Raw genomic sequence first — 23,125 nt, forward strand, 5'->3', positions numbered from 1 at the left:
TCCCCTGTTAAAAACTAAAAAGCCGTGCCTTACCGCACGGCTTCAGATCCGTTATACGCGTTGCTGTTTCTGATACTGATGCGCCGCAGCGACAAAGCTCTGAAACAGCGGGTGGCCATCCCGTGGTGTCGAGTTAAATTCCGGGTGGAATTGCCCGGCGACAAACCAGGGGTGAGTAGGAATTTCGATCATCTCAACCAGCTGGTTATCCGCTGATAAGCCCGAAACCACCAGCCCGGCTTCTTCTAATTTTGGTCGTAAATGGTTATTCACTTCGTAGCGGTGGCGGTGCCGCTCCTGGATCACAGCTTTACCGTAGATCTCACGCGCCTTGGTCTTGTCTTTCAGATTACAGTTCTGACTGCCCAGGCGCATAGTCCCACCCAGATCAGATTCATCTGTGCGCACTTCCACTGAACCATCGGCATCACGCCATTCCGTGATCAAACCGACCACCGGATAAGGCGTAGCTTTGTTAAATTCGGTCGAGTGTGCACCCGGCATACCGGCAACATTGCGCGCATATTCAATCAGCGCGACCTGCATGCCCAGACAAATCCCCAGGTAAGGTACCTTTTGTTCGCGGGCGTATTTCGCCGCTAAAATCTTACCTTCCACACCGCGCTCACCAAAACCGCCCGGCACCAGAATCCCGTCCAGGCCCGCCAGCACTGCGGTGCCTTTGCTTTCGACATCCTGCGAGTCGATATATTTGATATTCACCGTTAAACGGTTTTTCAGACCAGCGTGGCCCAGGGCTTCATTTACTGACTTATAAGCATCCGGCAACTCGACGTATTTACCGACCATACCAATGGTCACTTCGCCGGTTGGATTCGACTCCTGATACAGCACCTGCTCCCACTCGGCTAAATCAGCCTGTGGGGCGTCGATATGGAAGCGACGGCAGACCAGATCGTCCAGGCTCTGTGACTTTAATAACGCCGGGATCTGGTAAATACTGGAGACGTCTTTTAATGAAATAACGGCTTTTTCTTCAACATTGGTAAAGAGCGCAATTTTGGCCTTTTCATTGTTGGGAATAGCACGGTCAGAGCGGCAGACCAGAATATCGGGCTGGATCCCAATTGAACGCAGCTCTTTTACCGAGTGTTGGGTTGGCTTGGTTTTGATCTCACCGGCCGTGCCCAGATAAGGCACCAGCGTCAGATGCATATAGAGTGTGCGCTCACGTCCGACTTCGGTGCCAAGTTGCCGGATGGCTTCCAGGAAAGGTAAGGATTCAATATCGCCGACAGTGCCACCAATTTCGACAATGGCAATATCAAAGCCTTCCGCTCCCTGTACCACACGGTGTTTAATTTCGTTGGTGATATGTGGAATGACCTGAATGGTGGCACCCAGATAGTCACCGCGACGCTCACGGCGCAGCACATCGGCGTAGATGCGGCCTTGAGTAAAGTTGTTCAGTTTACTCATCTTGGTACGGATAAAGCGCTCGTAGTGGCCTAAATCCAGATCGGTTTCGGCGCCATCTTCAGTCACGAACACTTCGCCGTGTTGAATAGGACTCATGGTGCCCGGGTCAACGTTGATATAAGGGTCCAGCTTCAGGATGGTCACCTTCAGGCCGCGGGCCTCTAAGATTGCCGCCAGCGACGCTGCTGCTATGCCTTTACCCAAAGATGAGACTACCCCACCCGTCACGAAGATATATCTTGTCGCCATAAGACCCCAGACACACAGTAAGAAAAATTAGACCAAATCACCATGCCAAAAGCGGTAATGCCAATACTGGCAACAGTACAGCTAGGGTAAAGAGAGTTTGGTATCAGGACGGGAGGAAAGTATAGCAAAGGGCAAGGCAGCGCTCAATCAAAAGCGCTGTAGTTTGCGGTTTATTCTAAGCCGGCCGCCAAGAACCGTATTAGCGGGGACCTTGTTTGACCTGTTGCCATAGCGCGTCCATCTCTGCCAGATCACTGTCGGCCGGCGTTTTCCCCGCGGCTGCCAGCGCCTGTTCTACCGCGCGAAAGCGCCGTTCAAATTTGCTATTGGCCGCACGCAATACGGCTTCCGGATCCAGCTTGTGTTTGCGCACCACATTGACCAGCGCAAACATGAGATCACCCAACTCTTCTGCCAGTTCGGGGCTATCGCTGGCAGCTTGCTCCACTTCGAGGATCTCTTCTTTAACTTTATCCCAGCAGCCCTGCACGTCCGGCCAGTCAAAACCAACATTGGCGCAGCGTTTTTGTAGCTTATTGGCCCGGCTTAATGCCGGCAAATTCTGCGGAATATTATCCAGTACACTGTGTTGGCCCTGCTGCTGGCGCTCGGCACTTTTCAGTGCTTCCCAATTCTGCAATACCTGCTCAGCGCTATTGGCATTCACAGCGCCTGCAGCATCAGCAAATACATGCGGATGCCGCCGCTCCAGCTTAGTGCTGATACTGTCTACTACATCATTAAACTGAAAATGGCCATCTTCTTTGGCCAGCTGGGCATAAAACACCACCTGAAACAGCAAATCACCGAGTTCATCTTTTAGCTCAGCAAAGCTTTGCCGGTTAATGGCATCGGCGACTTCGTAGGCCTCTTCCAGAGTGTAGGGCACAATGCTGGCGTAGTTTTGCTTTAGATCCCACGGACAGCCCCGTTCAGGGTCGCGCAGGGTGCTCATAATATCCAGTAAGCGTTGTATCGGTGCTGCCACAAAAATTCCTAATGATGAAAGCGTTTGGCTTCAATAACATCGTCAATCTGACTGATTTTACTCAGCAGTTTATTCAGCGAGTCCAGATTATACAGCTCCATCGTCATATTGATGACGGCCGTTTGCTCTTTGATATCCGAGCTGCTGCTCATCTTGGTGACGTTGGCTTTTTCATTCGCCAGGATGCTGGTGATGTCTCGCAACAAGCCGTTACGGTCATGCGCGACGATCCGGATATCCACCTCATAGCCGGAGGCATATTTATCGCCCCAGGTGGCTTCAACCACCCGCTCAGGCTGGGCGTCCTGCAGCAGTTTAAACTGTTCACAGTCATCGCGGTGAATGGCGATACCGCGGCCCTGAGTGATATAGCCGATAATGGCATCGCCCGGTAGCGGATGACAGCAACCGGCCATATGGCTCAGCAAGTTACCGACGCCCTGCACTATCACATCACTCTTGGCTTTGTTTTGTGACAGCGGCTTGGTTTTTAAGCGCGGATCAATCTCCGGCAACTCATGCTTGGGTTGCTGGCTTTGAATAAAGTGCACCACCTGAGTAACCTTGATCTCACCGCCACCAATGCCCACCAGTAACTCGTCCATGCTATTGACATTAAAGCGATTAATTACTTTGGTTGGGTGATCAAGTACCAGATTTAGCCGTGATAACTCGGCGTCCAGCAGTTCGCGGCCGGCCGCCAGATTTTTATCGCGATCCTGCAACCGGAACCAGTATTGCACCTTAGAGCGGGCACGACTGGATTTCAGATAGCCCAAATTCGGATTTAACCAGTCACGGCTTGGATTCGGTTCGCGGCCAGTGAGAATTTCGACCTGATCGCCGGTTTTCAGCTGATAGGTAAAGGGCACGATACGGCCGGAGATTTTGGCGCCAATACAGCGATGCCCGACATTGGAATGGATATAGTAAGCAAAATCCAACGGCGTTGACCCCATCGGCAAATCAACAATGTCACCCTTGGGGGTAAACACATAGACCCGATCTTCAATCACCTGATTACGCAACTCTTCAATCAGATCGGTGCCTTCAGCCAAATCTTCCTGCCATTGCAACAGCTTACGTAACCAGCCAATTTTCTCATCATTAGCGGCGGTTTTACTGGCCGGGCCGCCCTCTTTATAACGCCAGTGTGCCGCGACGCCCAGCTCAGCATCTTCGTGCATCTGCCGGGTGCGGATCTGAATTTCAATCGGCCGGCCCTGTGGTCCTAATACCACCGTATGGATCGACTGATAGCCATTTTGTTTTGGCGTGGCAATATAGTCGTCAAACTCCTTTGGCAGATGACGCCAGCTGGTATGTACTAAACCCAGTGCAGCATAACAATCCTGTACCCGCTCGGTAACAATCCGCACTGCCCGGATATCGTACAGCTGATCAAAGGACAGCTGCTTCTTCTGCATCTTTTTCCAGATACTGAAAATATGTTTTGGCCGGCCATAGACCTCGGCCTGCAGGTTTGCCTCCAGCATTTTTTGCCGAACGCTGCTCACAAAGTCCTGCATATACTGTTCACGGTCCAGGCGGCGCTCTTCCAGCAGGCTGGCGATTTGTTTATAGGTTTGCGGATGCAGATAACGGAACGCCAGATCTTCCAGCTCCCACTTTAACTGGCCAATCCCCAGCCGGTTCGCCAGAGGGGCAAAGATGGCATTGGTTTCTTTTGCCGCCAGTACCCGGGTTTCTTCATCGGCGTTTTTGACCTCACGCAGAGTACAGATCTGGGCTGCCAGTTTAATCACTACGGCCCGCACATCCTCCACCATCGCCAATAACATCCGGCGCAGCGTATCCGCTTGCTGACCATCGTTATTCTGACGCACGCTAACCGGAATAGTGCGGATCGCCGCCATTTGCTGTACTGAGGTCAGTAAACCGGACACGGCCGGACTGACATGATCTTCAATGGTTGGCAGGGCCAGCAGGTTGGCTTCAAATACCGGAAAGAGCAGCGCCGCGACCAGCGAGTCCTGATCCATTCGCAGTTCAGCCAGAATTTCCACCATATCCCAGCCGGTACGGACTTGTGGATTATCGTCATCCAGCTGCAACTGTTTTAGCCAGGTTGCGGTTTCTAACAAGGATTCAATCTTTTTCTCAGTCAACCCCAGTGAACACAACCATTCAAAGGTTTCGCCACCGTGATAACCATGACTGTGTGACTGACGTACCCTGACCATGTTTTTTCCTCTGCTAGTGCCCCGGCGAGTCTCAGGCTATTGACGACTGAACAACGCCATAAGTTCCAAATGCGCGGTATGCGGAAACATATCGACCCCGGCCAGTTTTTGCAACTGATAGCCTGCTGCCAGCATCGCTTTCGCATCGCGGGCGAAGGTGGCCGGGTTACAGGAGACGTACAATATCTGTGCCGGCTTGAGTGCTAACAGTTGTTTTACCGCCCCCTCAGCACCGGCGCGGGCCGGATCTAACAGCACTTTTTGATAGATCGGCTGATTCCAGGCGGTTTTGCCCCAGGGTAAATGTAAATCCGCCTGCCAGAACTTCACGTTATCCAGTTGATTCAGCGCAGCATTGTCTGCTGCCTGCTGCACCATTTTGGACAGACCTTCTACCCCATGCACCAGTTTAGCCTGCCGGGCCAGCGCCAGACTGAAATTCCCCATCCCGGCATACAGATCCAAAATCGTATCTGCCGCAGTCGGTGCCAACCAACTTACTGCCTGACTGACCATCAGTTGATTCACCCTGGCATTAACCTGAATAAAATCATCGGCGGCAAACTGTAATGTTATCTGCTGCGGTTCCAGCTGATAGCTTAGCGGCGCGCTATTGCCATCCCAACTGATAAAGACACCGGCCTCTGGCTCGCCGAACCAGCGGGCTTGTGGCCAGGCCGCAACAAAACTCTGTTGCTCGGCCGCTGACAGCGCTGCAATATGACGCAGCACCACCACCGGCTGCTCCCCGGCCAGAATCACTTCAGCATGGGTTACGCTTTCCGGCCGGTTTAAGCGGGGCACCTGCTGTTGTAATACCGCAAACACCGGCTGCAAGGGTGCGGCCAGCACATCACACTGACTTACCGCAGCCAGCTGCTTGCTGCCGGCCTGGCGAAAGCCGACTGTCAGTTGGCGCTGCTTTTTATCAAACCAGACCCCAATCCGCGCTTTACGGCGATACTGCCGGTCAGCGGCACTGAGTAGTGGCTGCCAGGGCAAAGATGCCAACCCCAACTGATGTCGCAACAACGCATCGACGCCCTGTTGTTTATACTGACCTTGCTGCTGCGCGTCCAAATACTGCAACTGACAGCCGCCACAGTGGCCGAAACTGGGGCAAAAGGGCATGACCCGCTCGGCACTGGGGCTTAGCACCTGCAGAGTCCGGGCTTTTAAATAATCGGCTTTATCTTCTGTCACCGCCGCCAGTACCTGTTCACCCGGCAAGGCACCACTGACAAAGGCGATTTTTTGCTGATAACGGCTGATGCCGTTCACTTCGTAGTCCAGACTATCAATCTGTAATTTCAGTTGCTGGCCAAGGCGGCTTGGTTTGGCTTTGGCTTTATACAGGCTTACCATCTTGTGGGGTCTTATAGGTTTTTCGCGTTCGATATGTCATTATGACACGGCTGAGCCAAATTGTGATAAATGCGGACCCCCGATGCCGAAAATAGGTTTACGCCTCTGGTTAATCTTATCTGCTGTGTTACCCACCCTGCTGGTGGGTATTCTGCTGGGGGGCTATTTTAACTATCAGCAGCAACAGGATCTGCAGCGCAATTTACACGAGCAGGCAGCCAATATTGCCCTGCCCCTGGCTATTAGTAGTCAGCAATTGCTATTACAACAAAGCAAAGGTGTGCAGGCATTACTGGAGCATGCGCACCGGCTTAACTCACCCTTAGTCATCAGTATCTCGTTGTTTGATGCTGATGGTCAGCTGCTGTTTACCAGCAACAGTCAGCGCGATCTGAGCAACCAGACAATCCACCAGCAAAAGCCCGCCCGGCTTAGCTATCAACCGCAGGATGATATGCTGTTGGTTTACCAACCTCTGCTCAAGACCAATCCACTGATCGATGAACGCCCTGGCTATTTATTACTGGCGATGCAACAGCAACCTCTGGCGCTGCAGCAGCAAGTCCATCTGCTCAATACTGCGTTACTGGTCAGTGCCGTTGTGCTGCTGGCATTACTGTTCGGACTATTATTGGTACAAAAGCAGCTAACTGCACAACGCCGCCTAAAGCGGCAGTTACAACAGCTATTAGATGGCCAGTATCGCTTAAAGCCCTACGCGCTTGGCATCAACGAACTGGAGCAACTGCAACAGGGTTTACTGCAGCTGGCCGGTCAGCTCAACACCCTTGAGCAGGAAATGCAGCAAAATATTGAACAGGTGACCGGCGATCTGCAGCAAAGTATGGAACAGCTGGAAATCCAGAACATTCAGCTGGAGTTCTCGCGTCGCAAAGCGGTGGAAGAAAACCGGCAGAAATCTGACTTTCTGGCGAAAATGAGCCATGAGTTACGCACGCCCCTGAATGCGGTAATTGGTTTTACCCGGCAATTGCTGAAAACACCACTGAATCCTCATCAAAGTGATTATCTGCATACCATTCAAAAATCGGCCAACAGCCTGCTGCATCTGGTTAATGATGTGCTGGACTTTTCCCGGCTGGAGGAAGGGCGGATGGCGATTAACCCAGAGCCGGTATCGCTGCGCGATCTGCTGAACGATGCGGTTGAATTGCTGGCTGCCAATGCTTTTGACAAGCAGCTGGAGCTGGTGCTGCTATTTGAAACTGGCTGTCCGGATGATGTGGTCGCCGATCCGGCTCGCTTAACCCAGATCCTGATGAATATTGCCGGTAATGCGATTAAATTTACCGAACATGGCAGTGTGGTGATCCGGGTCAGTGCCACCGCGCTGTCTGAAGAACAATTGAATTTACATATCTCGGTTAAGGATACCGGTCGTGGTATCAGCGATGAAAAGCAAAGCCGGTTATTTGATGGTACCAGCATCTCAGAGCAACAGGATCAGCAAACGGGCTCCGGCTTGGGATTATTAATTTGTAAGCGGCTGGTGCTGGCGATGCAGGGCAATATCGGCTTTGATAGTAAACTCGGTGAAGGTTCAACCTTCTGGTTTACCATCAAGTGTCAGAAGCATCAGTTAACCGTTGCCGAGCCGCTGCCGCTGACGCAGCTGGAAAACAAGCGGGTACTGTATTTCGAGCCACAACAATATTCGCGCGAGGCCACCCTGCAGCTGTTAAATAGCTGGGGAATGCAGGTCACGACCTGCGCCACCAAAGGGCAATTACAGCAAGCACTCAGCTCGCGGCAACATTATGATATTGGCCTGGTAGGCCGTGCCGTTGCCATCAATCAGGTGAATGATATTATTGCGCTGGTGCAGCAACTGCGCCTCAGTTGTCACTTTGTTTATCTGCTGGTCAATACACTGTCGCCGAATTTACGTGAAGTGCTACTGGGCTCTGGCGCTACCGCCTGCTTACCCAAGCCGGCTCACTCACGTAAACTGGCGTTAGCCCTGGCACAACCCTACTCGCAACCCGCATTACCGGCACCGGACGAAGAGAAACAACAGCGGGCAGCATTGCGGGTGCTGACCGTAGATGACAATGAAGCCAATCTGAAACTGATCAACACCCTGCTCAGCGACCGGGTACAGGAGCTGGAGTCAGCCCATGACGGCGCGGCTGCCTGGCAGAAAACCACCCAGCATGTGTACGATATTATTTTTATGGATATTAACATGCCGGTGATGGATGGCATCACCGCCTGCCAACGAATCCGGCAAAGCTCGCTGAACGAACATACACCGATTATTGCCGTCACCGCTCACGCGTTGGAAGGCGAACGCGAAAGATTATTAGCACTGGGGTTTAATGAGTTTCTGACTAAGCCGCTGGACGAACAGATGCTGCATTGCACCCTACAGGAGTTCTGTGCGCTGCAAAAAACGCAACCCAGTGCCTCACCCGTGACCTTACAGGCTGTACCGCTGATTGACTGGACTCAGGCCTTACAACGGGCCGCTGGTAAAGCGGAATTGGCGCAGGAGATGCTGCAGCTGCTGATCCAATCTTTACCGCAGGCCAGCCGGCAAATTCAGCAAGCCATCACTGATAACGAACAGCAACTGCTACTGCATGCGTTACACAAGCTGCATGGAGCCTGTTGCTACAGCGGTGTGCCACGCCTGAAGAATCTGTTGGAAGGACTGGAAACCCAGCTGAAAAAAGGCGCCAGTATCAAATCGCTGGAGCCGGAGCTGTCGGAGCTGGAGGATGTGTTAGCGCTGTTACTGCAGGCTGACACCCGGCTGCCACCCGAACTGAGTCAGCCTTCCAGCACTACAGTAGCACAGGCATAAGCCTGTTCATCACTGATACTGAGCCATACCGCTGTTACTCCAAGCTGGTTCGCCCTCTCAGCGGCATGACCGCTTAACTGTAACTCCGGCTTACCCAAAGCATCATTACGAATTTCAAAATGCTGAAAGGAAATGCCACGGCCAATACCGGTGCCAAGCGCCTTGGCAGCGGCTTCCTTGGCCGCAAAACGCTTGGCAAAATAGCGCTCGCGCTGGCTATGCGCAGCGAAGCACTCTTGCTCATACGGGGTCAACACCCGGCTGACCAAACGCGGACTTTTTTGTAAGCTGGCGGCGATACGGTCGATCGCCACAATATCGGTACCCAGGCCGCGGATCGCCATTAGCCTCTGGCCTCAACCATTAAGCGTTTCATTTCTGCCACGGCCGGCCCCAGGCCACTGAACAAGGCGCGGGCGATAATGGCATGGCCAATATTCAGCTCGTACATTTGCGGAATAGCGGCAATCGGCTGTACATTATGATAATGCAGACCATGACCGGCATTTACCGTAATGCCCAGTGACGCAGCATAAGCAGCCGCGTCGGCAATCCGTGCTAACTCAGCTTGCTGCACAGCACCACTGGTTTCTGCATAATGGCCGGTATGGATCTCGATAAAGGGAGCGCCCACTTCGGCTGCGGCGTCAATTTGCTTTTTATCGGCATCAATAAACAACGACACCAGAATATTATCAGCCTGCAGCTGCTGTACTGCTGCACGAATTTTACTAAGCTGGCCGGCAACCTCTAAGCCCCCCTCAGTGGTTAACTCTTCGCGCTTTTCAGGAACCAGACAGCTAAAATGCGGCTTCAGTTTACCGGCAATGGCCAACATCTCTTCGGTCACCGCCATCTCAAAATTAAGCCGGGTGCCAATGGTTTCGCGCAAAATAAAGACATCGCGATCAATAATATGGCGGCGGTCTTCCCGCAGATGCACAGTGATCCCATCCGCACCATATTGCTCGGCCAGCAAAGCGGCATGCACCGGCTCCGGATAGGCTGTGCCACGGGCATTACGCACCGTTGCAATATGATCGATATTCACGCCTAAATAAATTGCAGACATAACAAACTCCGTAATTAGGCCGGCCCGCTGCTCCGTTGCTGAAACAGAGCACGGCTGGTTAAAGGTTTATCGCCGAGCAACGGCGCGAGCAGCTGCCGGCTTAATTGTTTAGCAACCCGCAGGGCGTCCGGCTGTTGCCAGTCGCCAGCAGCGATCGCCAATAAAGCGGCACCGCGCCAGCCCTGAGGACTGAGCACAAGCCCTTGCTCGGCAGCGAATTGATAGTATTGCTCAGCCTGAACTGGCTGTGCTGCTGCATCCAGCTCCAACGCCGGTAATTGCCCGAGCTCAGCGAGCAAGGCAAATTCAAACTGCCGCAACGCTTGCTCCAGCATGCCATCGCTGCTGCTTTGTGCCAGCGCCACTAAACTTTGCTGGTAATCGGCAAACAGAGTATCCGAACCAAGATCAGCAGGCCAGAGCCGGCACAGCAGCTCATTTAAATACAGGGCACTGTATAACACCCGGCCGCGATAAGGATAGGCCGCCGCCTGCTCTTCCAGCTGCAATACGGTTTTTAGCGCGCTACGGCCGCCGAGACTCAATAAATAGGGTTGGAAGGGTTGCAGTGCCCGGTGTTGTTTACCGCTACGCCGTCTTACGACAGCGCTGATCCGGCCTTGCTCCGGCAACAGCAGTTGCAGCAAGAGTTTGTTTTCCTGATAGGGACGGCTGTGCAGGATGTAAGCTGGCCACAATCTTCCGTCCATCGCCTGGTTAATCTTCGCCGTAGCCCAGACTGCGCAGGGCGCGCTCATCGTCGGCCCAGCCCGATTTTACTTTAACCCATACTTGCAGAAACACCGGCGCTTCCAGCATGGCGGCCATATCCAGCCGGGCTTCGGTAGCAATTTGCTTAATCCGCTCGCCTTTGTTGCCGATCACCATTCTCTTTTGGCTATCGCGCTCCACCAGCACCAGCGCAGCGATATGAAAATGTTTTTCTTCCCACTTAAAGCGCTCAATCTCGACGGTCACTGCATAGGGCAACTCATCACCGAGGAAGCGCATCAGCTTCTCGCGCACAATCTCCGCCGCCATAAACCGCTGCGAGCGATCGGTAACATAATCTTCCGGAAACAGGAATTCACAAGGGGGTAAATGCTGTTGCACCACCTTGCGCAAAGTGGCGACATTGTCACCGCTCTCGGCCGATAACGGCACCACATCCAGAAAATCTAACTGGCTACCCAGCCACTGTAAATGTGGCAGTAATTCCGCTTTGTCTTTATACAAGTCGACCTTGTTGACGACCAGGATCACCGGCTTTTTCGCAGCAATCAGTTTGTTCAGTACCATCTGATCGTCATCATGCCAACGGGTGCCTTCTACTACAAAGAGCACAAATTCGACGTCCAGAATGGAGGTGGCTGCCGCCTTATTCATCAAACGGTTAATCGCCCGCTTCTCATCGATATGCAGGCCGGGGGTATCGACAAACACCGCCTGGTAGTCACCTTCAGTATCAATACCAACAATACGGTGCCGGGTGGTTTGCGGTTTTTTCGAGGTAATACTCACTTTCTGACCAACCAGTTTGTTCAGTAGCGTAGATTTACCTACATTCGGGCGGCCAACGATGGCCACCAGGCCGGCAAAAGTAGAGGGACTAACGGTCATGCTTTAATTGTTCCAAAGCCAGCGCAGCAGCATCCTGCTCCGCCTTGCGCCGGGATGAACCGGTCGCGGTAATAGGAGTCCTTCCCAGCACAGTACAGCGCACGGTAAAGGTTTGTTGGTGCGCTTCCCCGATAGTGGCAATCACTTCATAGGTCGGTAGCGGTAAGCGTAGCCCCTGCAGATATTCCTGCAACTGGGTTTTCGAGTCTTTCTGCTGGCCCGGCGCAATTTCTTCTAATCTTGGACCAAACCACTCAAGGATCCGGCCTTTACAGGCTTCCATACCGCTATCTAAATAGATAGCCCCTAAGATCGCTTCCAGCGCATCAGCCAGAATGGATTCCCGACGAAAGCCACCGCTCTTCAATTCGCCCGGCCCCAGTCGTAAAAAATCCGACAGCCCCAACTCCTGAGCAATAGAAGCCAGGGTCACGCCTTTGACCAGAGCAGAGCGCATCCGCGTCAGATCACCCTCGCGGGTTTGCGGGAAGCGGGCAAACAAGGCTTCTGCGATAATCAGCCCCAGCAGGGCATCACCGAGAAATTCCAGCCGCTCGTTATGTTGACCTTTGCAGCTGCGGTGCGTCAGCGCCTGTTCCAATAAACTCAGCTGATTAAATTGATAGCCCAGCTTACGCATCAGGGGGCTTAAAGATTTTTGCATCGGCATCGCTATTGGATCCGGCCTAAGCGCTCAAAACGAACACCAACCGGCACCCAGCGTGGTAACCAGCTATTCGGATCTTCACTAAATTCGAAACTCATCCAGATAAAGACGGCTTTACCAACCAGATTATCGGCCGGCACAAAGCCCCAGAACCGACTGTCGACGCTATTATCGCGATTATCGCCCAGCACAAAATAATGGCCTTCCGGCACAATAAACTCTTCGATATCGGTACCGCGCTGCCGGAAATAGTTACGGAAATCTTCCGGTTTCATTGGCGTGGTCAGCACCTGATGCTCCACCTCGCCCAACTGCTCCAGGAAGCGGCTTTGTGGCATAGGCCCCAGATAAAACTCGCCCTCATCCTGAAAAGTCATCGGTACCGCTTGCAGCTCACCGCAACCACTGACCACAGGAGTCGCGCAGTTTTTCGCGATAAACAGCTGTTTATTCTGATAGACGATGCGATCTCCCGGCACCCCGACCACCCTTTTGATGTAATCAATTTTGGTATTAAGCGGGTATTTAAAGACTGCAACATCGCCGCGTTGTGGCGTCTTGTTGCTCCACAGCGTCGTGCGCCAGACCGGATCTTTGACATCATAGGCAAATTTTTGCACCAGAATAAAATCACCGACCAATAGGGTGGGCATCATCGAACCGGAAGGGATTTGAAACGGTTCAAATAAAAAGGAGCGTAAAATTGTGATCGCAGCCACCAGCGGAAACAGCGACTTGGCCGTTTCCACTACAGCAGACTCTTTCAGAATTTCCTCTTCGGCCTGCAGCGGCAGCGCAGTTTTTGCCTGCGCCCGGGCACCGGCCAGACGCAGTTGCCGCTGTGGTGCCAGATAAAACTTATCCAGCAACCAGATAACACCAAAACTTAGCGTTAACAGCACCAGTAGAATTGAAAAATAGCCTGCCATTAGCTGTCCTTATTATTTTCCGACTTTCAGAATGGCCAGGAAGGCTTCCTGTGGTACTTCCACATTACCGACCTGCTTCATCCGCTTTTTACCTTCTTTCTGCTTTTGCAGCAGCTTTTTCTTCCGGCTAACGTCACCGCCATAACACTTGGCTAGAACGTTTTTCCGTAATTGTTTTACCGTGGTCCGGGCAATCACATGGTTACCGATCGCCGCCTGGATCGCGATATCAAACATCTGGCGTGGGATCAGCTCTTTTAACTTTTCTGCCAGTTCACGGCCACGGCTTTGCGCAAAATCAATGTGGCTGATAATGGCCAGCGCATCGACCCGCTCACCGTTAATCAGTATATCCACCCGCTGCATGTTCGAGGTCTGGAAGCGTTTAAAGCTATAGTCCAGTGAGGCATAACCACGACTGGTCGACTTCAGGCGATCAAAGAAATCCATCACCACTTCTGCCATAGGCAGTTCATACACCACTGCCACCTGACGGCCGTGATAGCTCATATTGATCTGAGTACCACGTTTCTCAATACAGAGCGTAATAACGTTACCCAGATATTCCTGCGGTACCAGAATATGCGCTTCCACGATCGGCTCGCGGATTTCATCAATATCATTGGTCGCCGGCAGATCACTGGGGTTGTCGACCATAATCGTTTCGCCGTTCTTTTTCAGCACCTCATAGACTACCGTCGGTGCCGTGGTGATCAGGTCCAGATCATATTCGCGCTCTAAGCGTTCCTGAATGATTTCCATATGCAGCATACCGAGGAAACCAATGCGGAAGCCAAAGCCCAAGGCTCCGGAGTTCTCCGGTTCATAGAATAACGAGGAGTCGTTCAGACTCAGTTTGGCCAGGGCGTCGCGGAAATCTTCGTAATCGTCACTGGACACCGGGAACACCCCGGCATAAACCTGTGGCTTGATCCGCTTAAAACCAGGCAGTGGCTTATCAGCACTATTTTTAGCCAGCGTCAGCGTATCACCGACCGGCGCGCCTTTAATTTCTTTAATACCGGCAATCACAAAGCCAACTTCGCCGGTTTTTAATTCGCCGGTGTTAGTGGCTTTCGGGCTAAAGACCCCGACTTTATCCACTTCATAAACCTGGCCGGTCGACATAACTTTAATTTTATCTTTGGCTTTGATACTACCGTGCTTAACCCGCACCAGTGACACTACGCCCTGATAAGAGTCGAACCAGGAATCAATAATTAATGCCTGGGTTGGGCCCTCAGGCTCGCCTTCCGGTGCCGGGATTTTCTTAACGATAGTTTCCAGCACATCTTTGATACCCAAGCCGGTTTTCGCTGAGCACTGCACAGCGCCGACCGCTTCGATACCGATAATATCTTCGATTTCTTCCGATACCCGATCCGGATCTGCCTGCGGCAAATCGATCTTATTCAGTACCGGCAGCACTTCGAGATTCATCTCCAGTGCGGTGTAACAGTTAGCCACAGTTTGTGCCTCGACACCCTGACCGGCATCCACTACCAGCAGTGCCCCTTCACAGGCGGCCAGTGAGCGGCTTACCTCATAGGTAAAGTCAACATGGCCTGGGGTGTCGATAAAGTTCAGCTGATAGGTGTTGCTATCATCAGCCTGATAATGCAAGGTCACGCTTTGAGCTTTGATGGTAATACCACGCTCACGTTCCAGATCCATCGAATCCAGTACCTGCTGTTGCATTTCCCGGTCACTTAAACCGCCACAAAACTGGATCAAACGATCTGATAAGGTCGACTTACCGTGGTCAATGTGGGCGATAATTGAAAAGTTTCTGATATGGTCGAGTTTTGGCATCTTATCCGCAAAAAACTGAGTGCACTGTCACCTGAATGCAGCCACAGCGGCGGCATAGTGGGTGGACAATGCGGGTTAGTATTGAAATTAGCGCGAATTGTACTCTATCCGGCTTAAGCTTGCTATGTTTGTTGGCTGAGTGTTTCGCGGCTTAGTCTGGTTGCACGCGATGTAAGGCCAGCTGCGGTAACACTTCCAGGATCTGCACCTGCTCTGACTGCCCCGGCCGCTGATCATAACGCCGGGCTAGATAAAACCCAACCGCCATAGCTATTACGGCCAGCAGCAGCGACCAGATTTCGGCCACTTGCCAAAAGACATTTAACACCGTGACGCTCAGTAACATCAGTGCCAACGGCAACAGATAGACCAGTAACGCCGCCAGCAACAACCCCTGCTGCGCAATGCCAATCCGCACCTGCTCGCCAGGTAACAGCCTAAGCTCAGTGCTGACAAAAAACCGTTGCTGACGCGGGGTAAAGGTTTTGGCAACAATGCCGGTGCCGCAATCGCCACTTACCTGACAGCTGTTACAACTGCCGGCGGGTGTGGTGGTAAGCCAGACCCCGTGCTGTTCGGTGGCGACCACGGTCGCAATTTCATCGACCTGCATTATTTTTGCGTCACGGCTGCCGCCAGACGCTGGGCAATTTCCAGACTGACTGGACCTATTACCGTAACGTCCTGCTGCGGATCGGATTTAACAAAAATCGTCAGGGCACCATCGCGATAGGCTTGCGCCGGTAAACGCTGACCAGGCTGTACAAACACCGAGATCTGGTGCAGTCCGTCCGACAGCAACCAGTAACTCTGAATTTCCGGTTGCAGCTGCGGGATAGCCAGTGGCTCGGCGACCACCTGATAGCCATCAGGTAACCAGTGTAGCAGGTGTCGTTGTGGCGGTTGGCTCAGGGTCAAGGCCGTCGCATCCGGTAATTCAATTTCCAGCAGCTGCTTCAGGTTATCTGACATTTCGCTGCTGATACTCAAATGCGTAACCTGCCAGATCTCAAGTGCCGCCTGTTGCATATCGGCAGAGGTAATTAAGGTATCCAGTCGCAGCGGGAAAGCAGTTTCAACGTCAACCCACAACCAATAGTGGTAGCGGGCGGCCGAATGGGCAGATAAGCGCAGTAACTGTGCACTGCGGCCATCCACCATGGACGCACTACCCAACACCGCATTGTACAGCGACTTTAAACGGGACGGTTCCTGATAAAATAAAGCTGGCAGCTCTTTAATAAAGCGGCTGTGCGTAATTAACGCCGGGCGTTCACTGAGCAGATAATACACCTGGCTGTCACGTCGCAGAATGTCGACACCTTCGGCAAACATCGGCACCAGATGCTCAATCTCAGCTTGCTGCTGCCGACCATGTAACCAACGGTAGGACTCAACCTGATTGCCTTTGAGGATCACAAAGGAGGTATCAAAATTGTGCTGCCTGACGCTTTGCTGCACCCGCTCCAGCAAGGCCCACCCTTCTTCATCGGCCTTGGCGACAGTGCTGCTGAGAATCAGCACTGCGCCTAGCCATAACAGCACTTTGTTCATGTTAACGCGGCTCTTGCTGTTCCGGTTCCTGCTGCGCTTGTGGTTGCTCCATTAAACGCACCTGCTGGCGGTGGGCCTGCAACAACGCTTGTAACCGTCGTTGCTGTTCCAGCATCGCCTGCTGCTCCTGCTCAGCGAAGCGGCTTTCAACCGAAGTCTGGCTTAAACTGACCGGCGTCGCAAAACCAGCTACCGGCCGGGTTTGCAGCACCGGAGTCGGTAACATCAGCTCCTGCTCCAGTGGCTGCTGATATTGCTGGACGCCAAAGACCGCCACCAGCGCCACACCTGCCGCGATAGCACCCTGCGCTGCCGGCTTAAACCACTGCGCATTTGCAGCCTGTTGCAGGGTACCGCGCAACCGGCTTAGCAGGCTGTGCTGCGGTTGCAACTGATAGGTTGCTTCCTGCTCCAGACGGGCAGCAAAGCGTTCACTGAAATCCGCCGGCAGCACACTGGCGTCTTCATTACGCAATACAGCACCCATCAACTGATAGCGCTCCAGCGTCTGTTGCTGCTCGCGCTGCTGCAACAAGGCATCCAGTTGCGCGGCCGTTAGCGGCTGATTATCTGCGGCTTCTGACAGCCATTCCTGCTTCTCTGACAACATAAAGTTTCCTGTCAAGGTACTTGCTGGGTTTAGCCTAACCTATCAAAGGTTTCAGCTGAGCATCTATCGCTTCACGGGCCCGGAAGATCCGACTGCGTACTGTCCCGATCGGGCATTCCATTACTTCAGCGATTTCTTCATAACTTAGCCCTTCTAACTCACGCAGGGTGATAGCCGTGCGCAGTTCATCAGGCAATTTATCAATGGTACCGAATACCACTTGCCGGATTTCCTCGGACAACAACAAGCGTTCCGGGGAGTCCTGCTCTTTCAGGGCATCGCTACCTTCAAAATACTCCGCATCTTCCGCGTCCACATCGCTGGCCGGTGGCTTACGGTTATTCGCGACCAGATAGTTCTTCGCGCTGTTAACCGCTATCCGATATAGCCAGGTATAAAACGCACTTTCACCACGGAAGCCCGGTATCGCCCGATAGGCTTTAATAAAGGCTTCCTGTACCACATCTGCAACATCTCCGTGATTAGAGACATAGCGGGAAATTAAGTTCGCGATCCGGTGCTGATATTTTTTTACCAGCACGTTAAACGCTGCTTTATCCCCTTGTTGTACCCGCTGGACGATTTGCCAATCTAATTCTTGCTCGCTCATTCTTTGAGCCTGCCCCTGTAATGCAATAGGTGTTGTTTCTGAGTGGCGCCAGTCAAGCGTACTGATTATGACTGCAAGCTGAATAAATAGTTCTGCTAACTGTCACAAAAAGGCTAGAATAACCTGATCTTAAATCCAGCACTGCCGGTAAAACCGGCTGTTTCTGCGCATTTTTCAGAGCCATTAATAGAGTTAAGTGTATCGTATGACACAGGCAAATGAACATCTTTGTGACGTTTTAATTATCGGCAGTGGCGCCGCCGGCTTGTCGCTGGCGCTGCAATTAGCCGATCAGCGGCGGGTGCTGGTGCTGAGCAAGGGCCCACTGCGTGAGGGCTCCACCCTGTATGCCCAGGGCGGCATTGCCGCTGTGTTTGACGAAAATGACAGTATTGCGTCCCATGTTAACGATACACTGGTAGCAGGCGCCGGACTCTGTGATCCCGCCGCCGTACAATTTACTGCCGAGCACGCCAAGGCCGCGATGCAATGGCTGATTGCTCAGGGCGTGCCCTTCGATCAGTATCAGGATAGCGATGGCAGCATGAAGTATCATCTGACCCGTGAAGGCGGCCATAGCCATAGACGCATTCTGCATGCGGCCGATGCGACCGGCCGTGCGGTGCAGATCACCCTGGTCGATCAGGTGCGACAGCATCCGAATATCGTGTTACTGGAAAACTATAACGCAGTTGACCTGATCACCGGTAAAAAGCTCGGGCTGGATCCAAAACGTTGCTATGGTGCCTATGTCTGGAATAAAGCGGCCAGCCGGGTAGAAACCATCCGGGCCCAGGCGGTGGCGTTAGCGACCGGCGGCGCCAGCAAGGTTTATCTTTACACCAGCAATCCGGATGTGGCCAGTGGCGACGGTATTGCAATGGCCTGGCGCGCCGGCTGCCGGGTAGCCAATATGGAGTTTAACCAATTCCACCCCACCAGTCTGTATCATCCGGCAGCGCCCAATTTTCTGATCACCGAGGCGATGCGCGGCGAAGGCGCTTATCTGAAACGGCCGGATGGCAGCCGTTTTATGCCGGATTTTGACGAAAGAGCCGAACTGGCACCGCGGGATATCGTCGCCCGCGCCATCGACTTTGAGATGAAACGTTTGGGTGCCAAATCAGTATTGCTGGATATCAGCCATCAACCAAAAGATTTTATTATCGAGCACTTCCCTACCATTTATGCCAAATGTTTAAGCGTCGGTATTGATATTACCAAAGAGCCGATCCCGGTAGTGCCGGCGGCGCACTATACCTGTGGCGGTGTGATGACCAATCTGCATGGTCAAACCGATCTGGATAATCTGTATGCTATCGGTGAGGTGGCCTATACCGGCCTGCATGGCGCCAACCGGATGGCCTCGAACTCCTTGCTTGAATGTATTGTGTTTGCACAGGCTGCGGCCCGGCATATCCTGCAGCAGCCGGTCAACAACCTGCAAAACCTGAGTATTCCGGCCTGGGATGAAAGTCGGGTCAGCAACTCAGATGAAGAGGTGGTGATCACCCATAACTGGCATGAACTCAGGCTCTTTATGTGGGATTACGTTGGTATTGTTCGTACCAACAAACGGCTGGAACGCGCCCTGCATCGGGTGGAGTTGTTACAACAGGAAATTCAGGATTACTATAGCCACTTCCGCGTGAGCCACAATCTACTGGAGCTGCGAAATCTGGTACAGGTGGCGGAGCTGATTATCCGCTGCGCAATGCAGCGTAAAGAAAGCCGTGGCTTACATTACAACCTGGATTACCCACAGCAACTGGCTAACAGCCAACCCAGCATTTTACAACCCGCTAATTTTTAACCGGATCCGGGTTATGTCGCCAGCGCTGGGTATGTAGCCAGCGCGCCAGACTACGGTAATCGGCGGCAGAAAACTGGTCGGCGAACAGCCATTGCTGCTGCCGCCGGCCTTGGGTATCTGTCCAGCACAGCAGCGTAGCATAGCGACTGATAACACTGCCTGGCCGCCAACTGCCGGCAGAGAGCGTTGAATCTAACCAACGCAGCCCACCCTCAGCATCCAGCAATAAGGCAGAGGCGGACGCAGCCTTGCTGGACCATAACAGATAAAACCAGGCAGTCAGGCTTAACCACGCCAGCAGATAACTGCTGCCCTGCAACGGCAGCAGCAAATACAGCAGCGCCAGCGCAGCGCCGGCGGCCAGCAACAGCCTGCGCCGTAATAACGAAGTGTTAAGCGCCAGGCTATACCCGGACACGATTCACAATCAACTCAATTAATGCCTGGATGGCGCTATCGGTCGAACGGGCGTGCCCCATAAACCAGGCGAACAGGTCTGGATCATCACAGGCCAGTAAACGCTCGAAATCCGCTTTCTGCTGCTCAGTCAGGGCGTCATAGCCCTCTTCGACAAAGGGAGCCAGTAACACATCCAGTTCCAGCATGCCGCGGCGGCAGGCCCAGCGTAATTTCGGTTTACTCATTAATTGAGACATCGGGATTCCTCGCAATTTAGGCGTTTTGGCGGTATCTTAACAAAATTCCGGATCCAGGGTTGAGCTTTTGTGCCTCGCCCCAATCTACCTTTTATTATCAGCTTAAGCGTTACATATTATGCAGACATCCTGGCTCAGCGCAGAACAATACGCAGCTTTATCAACAGAAGTTCAACCGGCTTTCCTAAGTCCACTTCCTGGCTTTCAGGTGCTGAAGATCAGCGGCCCTGATAACCGTAAATATTTGCAAGGACAAACCACCTGCGATCTCAATCAACTGACAGCAGACAATTTCCTGCGCGGCGCCCATTGCGACGCCAAGGGCAAGATGTGGTCGGTTTTTCACTTGTTTGCACAAGGTGAGGATCTGCTGGTCGTGGCTTTTCGGGATGAATTGCAGGCCTCATTAGTGCAGTGGAAAAAGTTTGGTGTGTTTTCTAAAGTCAGCTTTGACCAAAGCGAGCAACCCTATGCCGTGTTCGGTTTAGCTGGCCCTGAGAGCCAGAGTTTAATCCAACAACTGGGTTTTGTGGTGCCGCAAGCCGCCGGCCAGCTGGTGCGTAACGGTGCACTCAGCCTGCTTTGCCTGGCTATGGATCATTATTTGCTGGTATTGCCGCAAACTGAACTGGCCAGCCTGCAACAGGCGCAGCTGCCGCTGGCCGCGCCAACGCTCTGGCTTAAGCAGCATATCCGCCATGGCCTGGCCTATTTAGAGCAGCCCCTGATTGGCGAACTGGTGCCACAAATGCTTAACTTACAAGCGGTAGAGGGCATTAGCTTTACCAAAGGCTGTTATATTGGTCAGGAGACCGTCGCGCGCTTGAAATACCGTGGTGGCAATAAAAGAGCGGCCTATATTCTTAGTGCTAACACCGATGAAACACCGGTAGCCGGTGCCGACATTGAACTACAACTGGATACTAACTGGCGCCGGATTGGCCAGGTAATTAATGCGGTCAATATTAATCAGCAGCTGTGGCTGCTGGCCTTATTGCCGAATGACATAACACCGGCAGATTCGTTACGGCTGGCCGGCGAGCAGCCATTGCTACTCAGCCAGCACGCTCTACCTTATTCACTCAATTAAGAGGTTCGCATGACCATTTCGCAAGACAAAGTTGTCGCCATTCATTACACCGTTACCGATAGCAAGGGTAACCAACTCGATTCTTCTGCCGGTGGCGAGCCTCTGGTATTTATGTTCGGTCAGGGCGCGCTGATCCCGGGTCTGGAACAAGCCCTGGCCGGTAAAGCCGCCGGCGACAAATTTAGCAGCACCATTGCAGCAGCAGACGCTTATGGCGAGCGCCACGACCAGCTGGTACAAGCCGTGCCGCGTTCCATGTTTGAAGGGATGGACGTTGCTGTGGGTATGCGCTTTCGTGCCTCAGGCCCGGATGGTCGCGAACAGCCGGTCATCATTATTGATGTGTCAGAGGAAGAAGTCGTTGTCGATGGCAACCACCCGCTGGCCGGCTTTGAACTGCAGTTTGATGTGGAAGTGATCGCGGTACGCGATGCCACTGAGGAAGAACTGGCACATGGTCATGCCCATGGCATCGACGGTCACGCCGGACATTAATAGTTTCTGATATGTGAAATAAATCAAGGCGCCAGCAACAATCTGCGTTGGCGCCTGCTGTTCGCAACTGACAAAGTGCTTGACAGTACCGGTAAAGCCCCCTATTTTTGCTGCTGGTCAACAACTGGTTACAGAGTAAACAATTCGCGCTGATGAAAGATCGTATAATAATTTCCGTCTCAAGCGTACATGGTACCCGACACTTCAATATCAGTAATATCGTGAAACGCAATGCCGTTATTGGCTTGTGGGTACTGCTGTTTTCGGTGTTAATTACCGCAGCGGTGATTCATTATCTGATGTATACCGTCGACTCGGCTAAAGCTGAGCAACAACTGCTGGCTGAGCAAACCTCGGCATTGCAGCAGCAACTGGCGCAATTAACGGAAACCCGCGATACACTGGAGCAGGAGCTGACGTTAAAGCAGGACGAGATGGCCTTAGTCAGTCAGCGTCTGGAAGAAATTGAACTAAGCCTGGGGTTAGAGCATAACCATGATCAGGGGCTGGAGAGCCGGCTGGATCTGGCAACCGTGACTTCCAGCGCCCGGATGGCGATGCTGCAACTGGTACCTAATGGTTCACCGCTGGATTTTGATAAAAGAACGTCGCGCTTTGGTGTCCGCACCCACCCGATTCTGGGCAAGCGCCAGCATCATAATGGCATCGACCTGACTGCGCCGCGTGGTACCCCGATTTATGCCCCGGCTGATGGTGTAGTAGAACTGGTACGTAAAAGTAATAGTGGTTACGGTAATCTGCTAAAAATCCGCCATGCCTTTGGTTTCTCCACGCTTTACGCCCATCTACAGGATTTTAAAGTCACTGCTGGTACCTTCGTACACAAGGGGCAATTAATTGCCACCTCGGGCAATACCGGCAGTTCTACCGCACCACATCTGCACTATGAGATCCATTTTTTGGATCGCTCACTAAACCCACAGCACTTTGTCGACTGGGATTCCGGTAACTTTGATCTGATCTTCGAAAAAGAGCGCAATGTGCGCTGGGACTCGCTGGTCTCGATGCTGCAAACCAAAGCCAGCACCCAGTTACAACTGGCGACCTTCAAAGAGCAGCCTGTTACTCAGGTGGCAGAATAAGCCGCCGCTGGCGCTGTCATT

Annotated in this window: 22 protein-coding genes; 5 read left to right on the plus strand and 17 right to left on the minus strand. The window is 52.8% G+C overall.

Going from position 1 to position 23,125, the window contains the following annotated elements:
• Positions 1-51: 51 nt before the first annotated feature.
• The 4 genes from A9165_RS00380 to rlmD form a co-directional block, all read right to left on the minus strand.
• Positions 52-1,689 (minus strand): CTP synthase, encoded by a 1,638-nt coding sequence (locus tag A9165_RS00380; protein ID WP_008984369.1) that lies wholly within the window; start codon positions 1,687-1,689, stop codon positions 52-54.
• Positions 1,690-1,888: 199 nt separating this feature from the next.
• Positions 1,889-2,677 carry a nucleoside triphosphate pyrophosphohydrolase gene (gene mazG / locus A9165_RS00385; RefSeq protein ID WP_065954543.1) on the minus strand — a complete coding sequence of 263 codons (789 nt, stop codon included), beginning with the start codon at positions 2,675-2,677 and terminating at the stop codon, positions 1,889-1,891.
• An 8-nt stretch (positions 2,678-2,685) separates the two neighbouring features.
• Positions 2,686-4,881: a GTP diphosphokinase gene (relA, locus tag A9165_RS00390; RefSeq protein WP_065954544.1), complete on the minus strand. Its 2,196-nt coding sequence runs from the start codon at positions 4,879-4,881 to the stop codon at positions 2,686-2,688.
• Positions 4,882-4,917: 36 nt separating this feature from the next.
• The gene (gene rlmD / locus A9165_RS00395) at positions 4,918-6,246 is read right to left on the minus strand and encodes a 23S rRNA (uracil(1939)-C(5))-methyltransferase RlmD (RefSeq protein ID WP_065954545.1); all 1,329 of its coding nucleotides are present in this window, start codon (positions 6,244-6,246) and stop codon (positions 4,918-4,920) included.
• 82 nt (positions 6,247-6,328) lie between these two features.
• Between rlmD and A9165_RS00400 the strand changes: the two genes are divergently transcribed.
• Positions 6,329-9,073, plus strand: a complete 2,745-nt coding sequence (locus tag A9165_RS00400; RefSeq protein ID WP_065954546.1) for a response regulator — start codon at positions 6,329-6,331, stop codon at positions 9,071-9,073.
• Here the strand turns inward: A9165_RS00400 and acpS are convergent.
• The 11 genes from acpS to rpoE all read right to left on the minus strand — a co-directional run bounded on the left by acpS (position 9,040) and on the right by rpoE (position 17,947).
• A complete protein-coding gene (gene acpS / locus A9165_RS00405; RefSeq protein ID WP_008607248.1) occupies positions 9,040-9,417 on the minus strand; it encodes a holo-ACP synthase in 378 nt (125 codons plus the stop codon). The genes A9165_RS00400 and acpS overlap by 34 nt on opposite strands.
• Entirely contained in the window at positions 9,417-10,145 is a 729-nt protein-coding gene (gene pdxJ, locus A9165_RS00410) for a pyridoxine 5'-phosphate synthase (RefSeq protein ID WP_008607247.1), read from the minus strand. The genes acpS and pdxJ overlap by 1 nt, the downstream gene beginning before the upstream one ends.
• 14 nt (positions 10,146-10,159) lie before the next feature.
• Positions 10,160-10,903 (minus strand): DNA repair protein RecO, encoded by a 744-nt coding sequence (recO, locus tag A9165_RS00415; RefSeq protein WP_238534555.1) that lies wholly within the window; start codon positions 10,901-10,903, stop codon positions 10,160-10,162.
• Positions 10,863-11,765 (minus strand): GTPase Era, encoded by a 903-nt coding sequence (era, locus tag A9165_RS00420; RefSeq protein ID WP_008607245.1) that lies wholly within the window; start codon positions 11,763-11,765, stop codon positions 10,863-10,865. Before era ends, recO begins: the two co-directional genes overlap by 41 nt.
• Positions 11,755-12,429, minus strand: a complete 675-nt coding sequence (gene rnc / locus A9165_RS00425) for a ribonuclease III (protein ID WP_039925061.1) — start codon at positions 12,427-12,429, stop codon at positions 11,755-11,757. Before rnc ends, era begins: the two co-directional genes overlap by 11 nt.
• A gap of 8 nt (positions 12,430-12,437) precedes the next feature.
• Entirely contained in the window at positions 12,438-13,361 is a 924-nt protein-coding gene (gene lepB, locus A9165_RS00430) for a signal peptidase I (RefSeq protein ID WP_008607242.1), read from the minus strand.
• A gap of 12 nt (positions 13,362-13,373) precedes the next feature.
• Entirely contained in the window at positions 13,374-15,173 is a 1,800-nt protein-coding gene (gene lepA / locus A9165_RS00435; protein WP_065954547.1) for a translation elongation factor 4, read from the minus strand.
• Between the two features lie 151 nt (positions 15,174-15,324).
• Positions 15,325-15,786 carry a SoxR reducing system RseC family protein gene (locus A9165_RS00440; RefSeq protein WP_065954548.1) on the minus strand — a complete coding sequence of 154 codons (462 nt, stop codon included), beginning with the start codon at positions 15,784-15,786 and terminating at the stop codon, positions 15,325-15,327.
• Positions 15,786-16,727, minus strand: a complete 942-nt coding sequence (locus A9165_RS00445) for a MucB/RseB C-terminal domain-containing protein (RefSeq protein WP_065954549.1) — start codon at positions 16,725-16,727, stop codon at positions 15,786-15,788. Before A9165_RS00445 ends, A9165_RS00440 begins: the two co-directional genes overlap by 1 nt.
• Position 16,728: 1 nt before the next feature.
• On the minus strand, positions 16,729-17,337 hold the full coding sequence (locus tag A9165_RS00450) for a sigma-E factor negative regulatory protein (RefSeq protein ID WP_065954550.1): 609 nt from the start codon (positions 17,335-17,337) through the stop codon (positions 16,729-16,731).
• Positions 17,338-17,371: 34 nt separating this feature from the next.
• A complete protein-coding gene (rpoE, locus tag A9165_RS00455) occupies positions 17,372-17,947 on the minus strand; it encodes an RNA polymerase sigma factor RpoE (RefSeq protein ID WP_065954551.1) in 576 nt (191 codons plus the stop codon).
• 205 nt (positions 17,948-18,152) lie between these two features.
• Between rpoE and nadB the strand changes: the two genes are divergently transcribed.
• On the plus strand, positions 18,153-19,760 hold the full coding sequence (gene nadB / locus A9165_RS00460; RefSeq protein ID WP_008607234.1) for an L-aspartate oxidase: 1,608 nt from the start codon (positions 18,153-18,155) through the stop codon (positions 19,758-19,760).
• On the opposite strand, the gene A9165_RS00465 is transcribed toward nadB, so the two are convergent.
• Positions 19,750-20,178, minus strand: a complete 429-nt coding sequence (locus A9165_RS00465) for a protein YgfX (protein ID WP_238534554.1) — start codon at positions 20,176-20,178, stop codon at positions 19,750-19,752. The two genes, nadB and A9165_RS00465, sit on opposite strands and share 11 nt — an antisense overlap.
• Positions 20,165-20,416 carry a succinate dehydrogenase assembly factor 2 gene (locus A9165_RS00470; RefSeq protein ID WP_008607232.1) on the minus strand — a complete coding sequence of 84 codons (252 nt, stop codon included), beginning with the start codon at positions 20,414-20,416 and terminating at the stop codon, positions 20,165-20,167. The genes A9165_RS00465 and A9165_RS00470 overlap by 14 nt, the downstream gene beginning before the upstream one ends.
• Before the next feature lie 118 nt (positions 20,417-20,534).
• Here A9165_RS00470 and ygfZ point away from each other — a divergent pair, with 118 nt between their 5' ends.
• The 3 genes from ygfZ to A9165_RS00485 all read left to right on the plus strand — a co-directional run bounded on the left by ygfZ (position 20,535) and on the right by A9165_RS00485 (position 23,104).
• Entirely contained in the window at positions 20,535-21,506 is a 972-nt protein-coding gene (ygfZ, locus tag A9165_RS00475) for a tRNA-modifying protein YgfZ (RefSeq protein ID WP_065954552.1), read from the plus strand.
• Between the two features lie 9 nt (positions 21,507-21,515).
• A complete protein-coding gene (locus A9165_RS00480; protein WP_008951291.1) occupies positions 21,516-22,001 on the plus strand; it encodes a peptidylprolyl isomerase in 486 nt (161 codons plus the stop codon).
• A 152-nt stretch (positions 22,002-22,153) separates the two neighbouring features.
• A complete protein-coding gene (locus A9165_RS00485; RefSeq protein ID WP_065954623.1) occupies positions 22,154-23,104 on the plus strand; it encodes a peptidoglycan DD-metalloendopeptidase family protein in 951 nt (316 codons plus the stop codon).
• Positions 23,105-23,125 lie beyond the last annotated feature (21 nt).

This window comes from Alishewanella sp. HH-ZS, assembly GCF_001704375.1.
In the GTDB taxonomy this organism is placed as follows: domain Bacteria; phylum Pseudomonadota; class Gammaproteobacteria; order Enterobacterales; family Alteromonadaceae; genus Alishewanella; species Alishewanella aestuarii.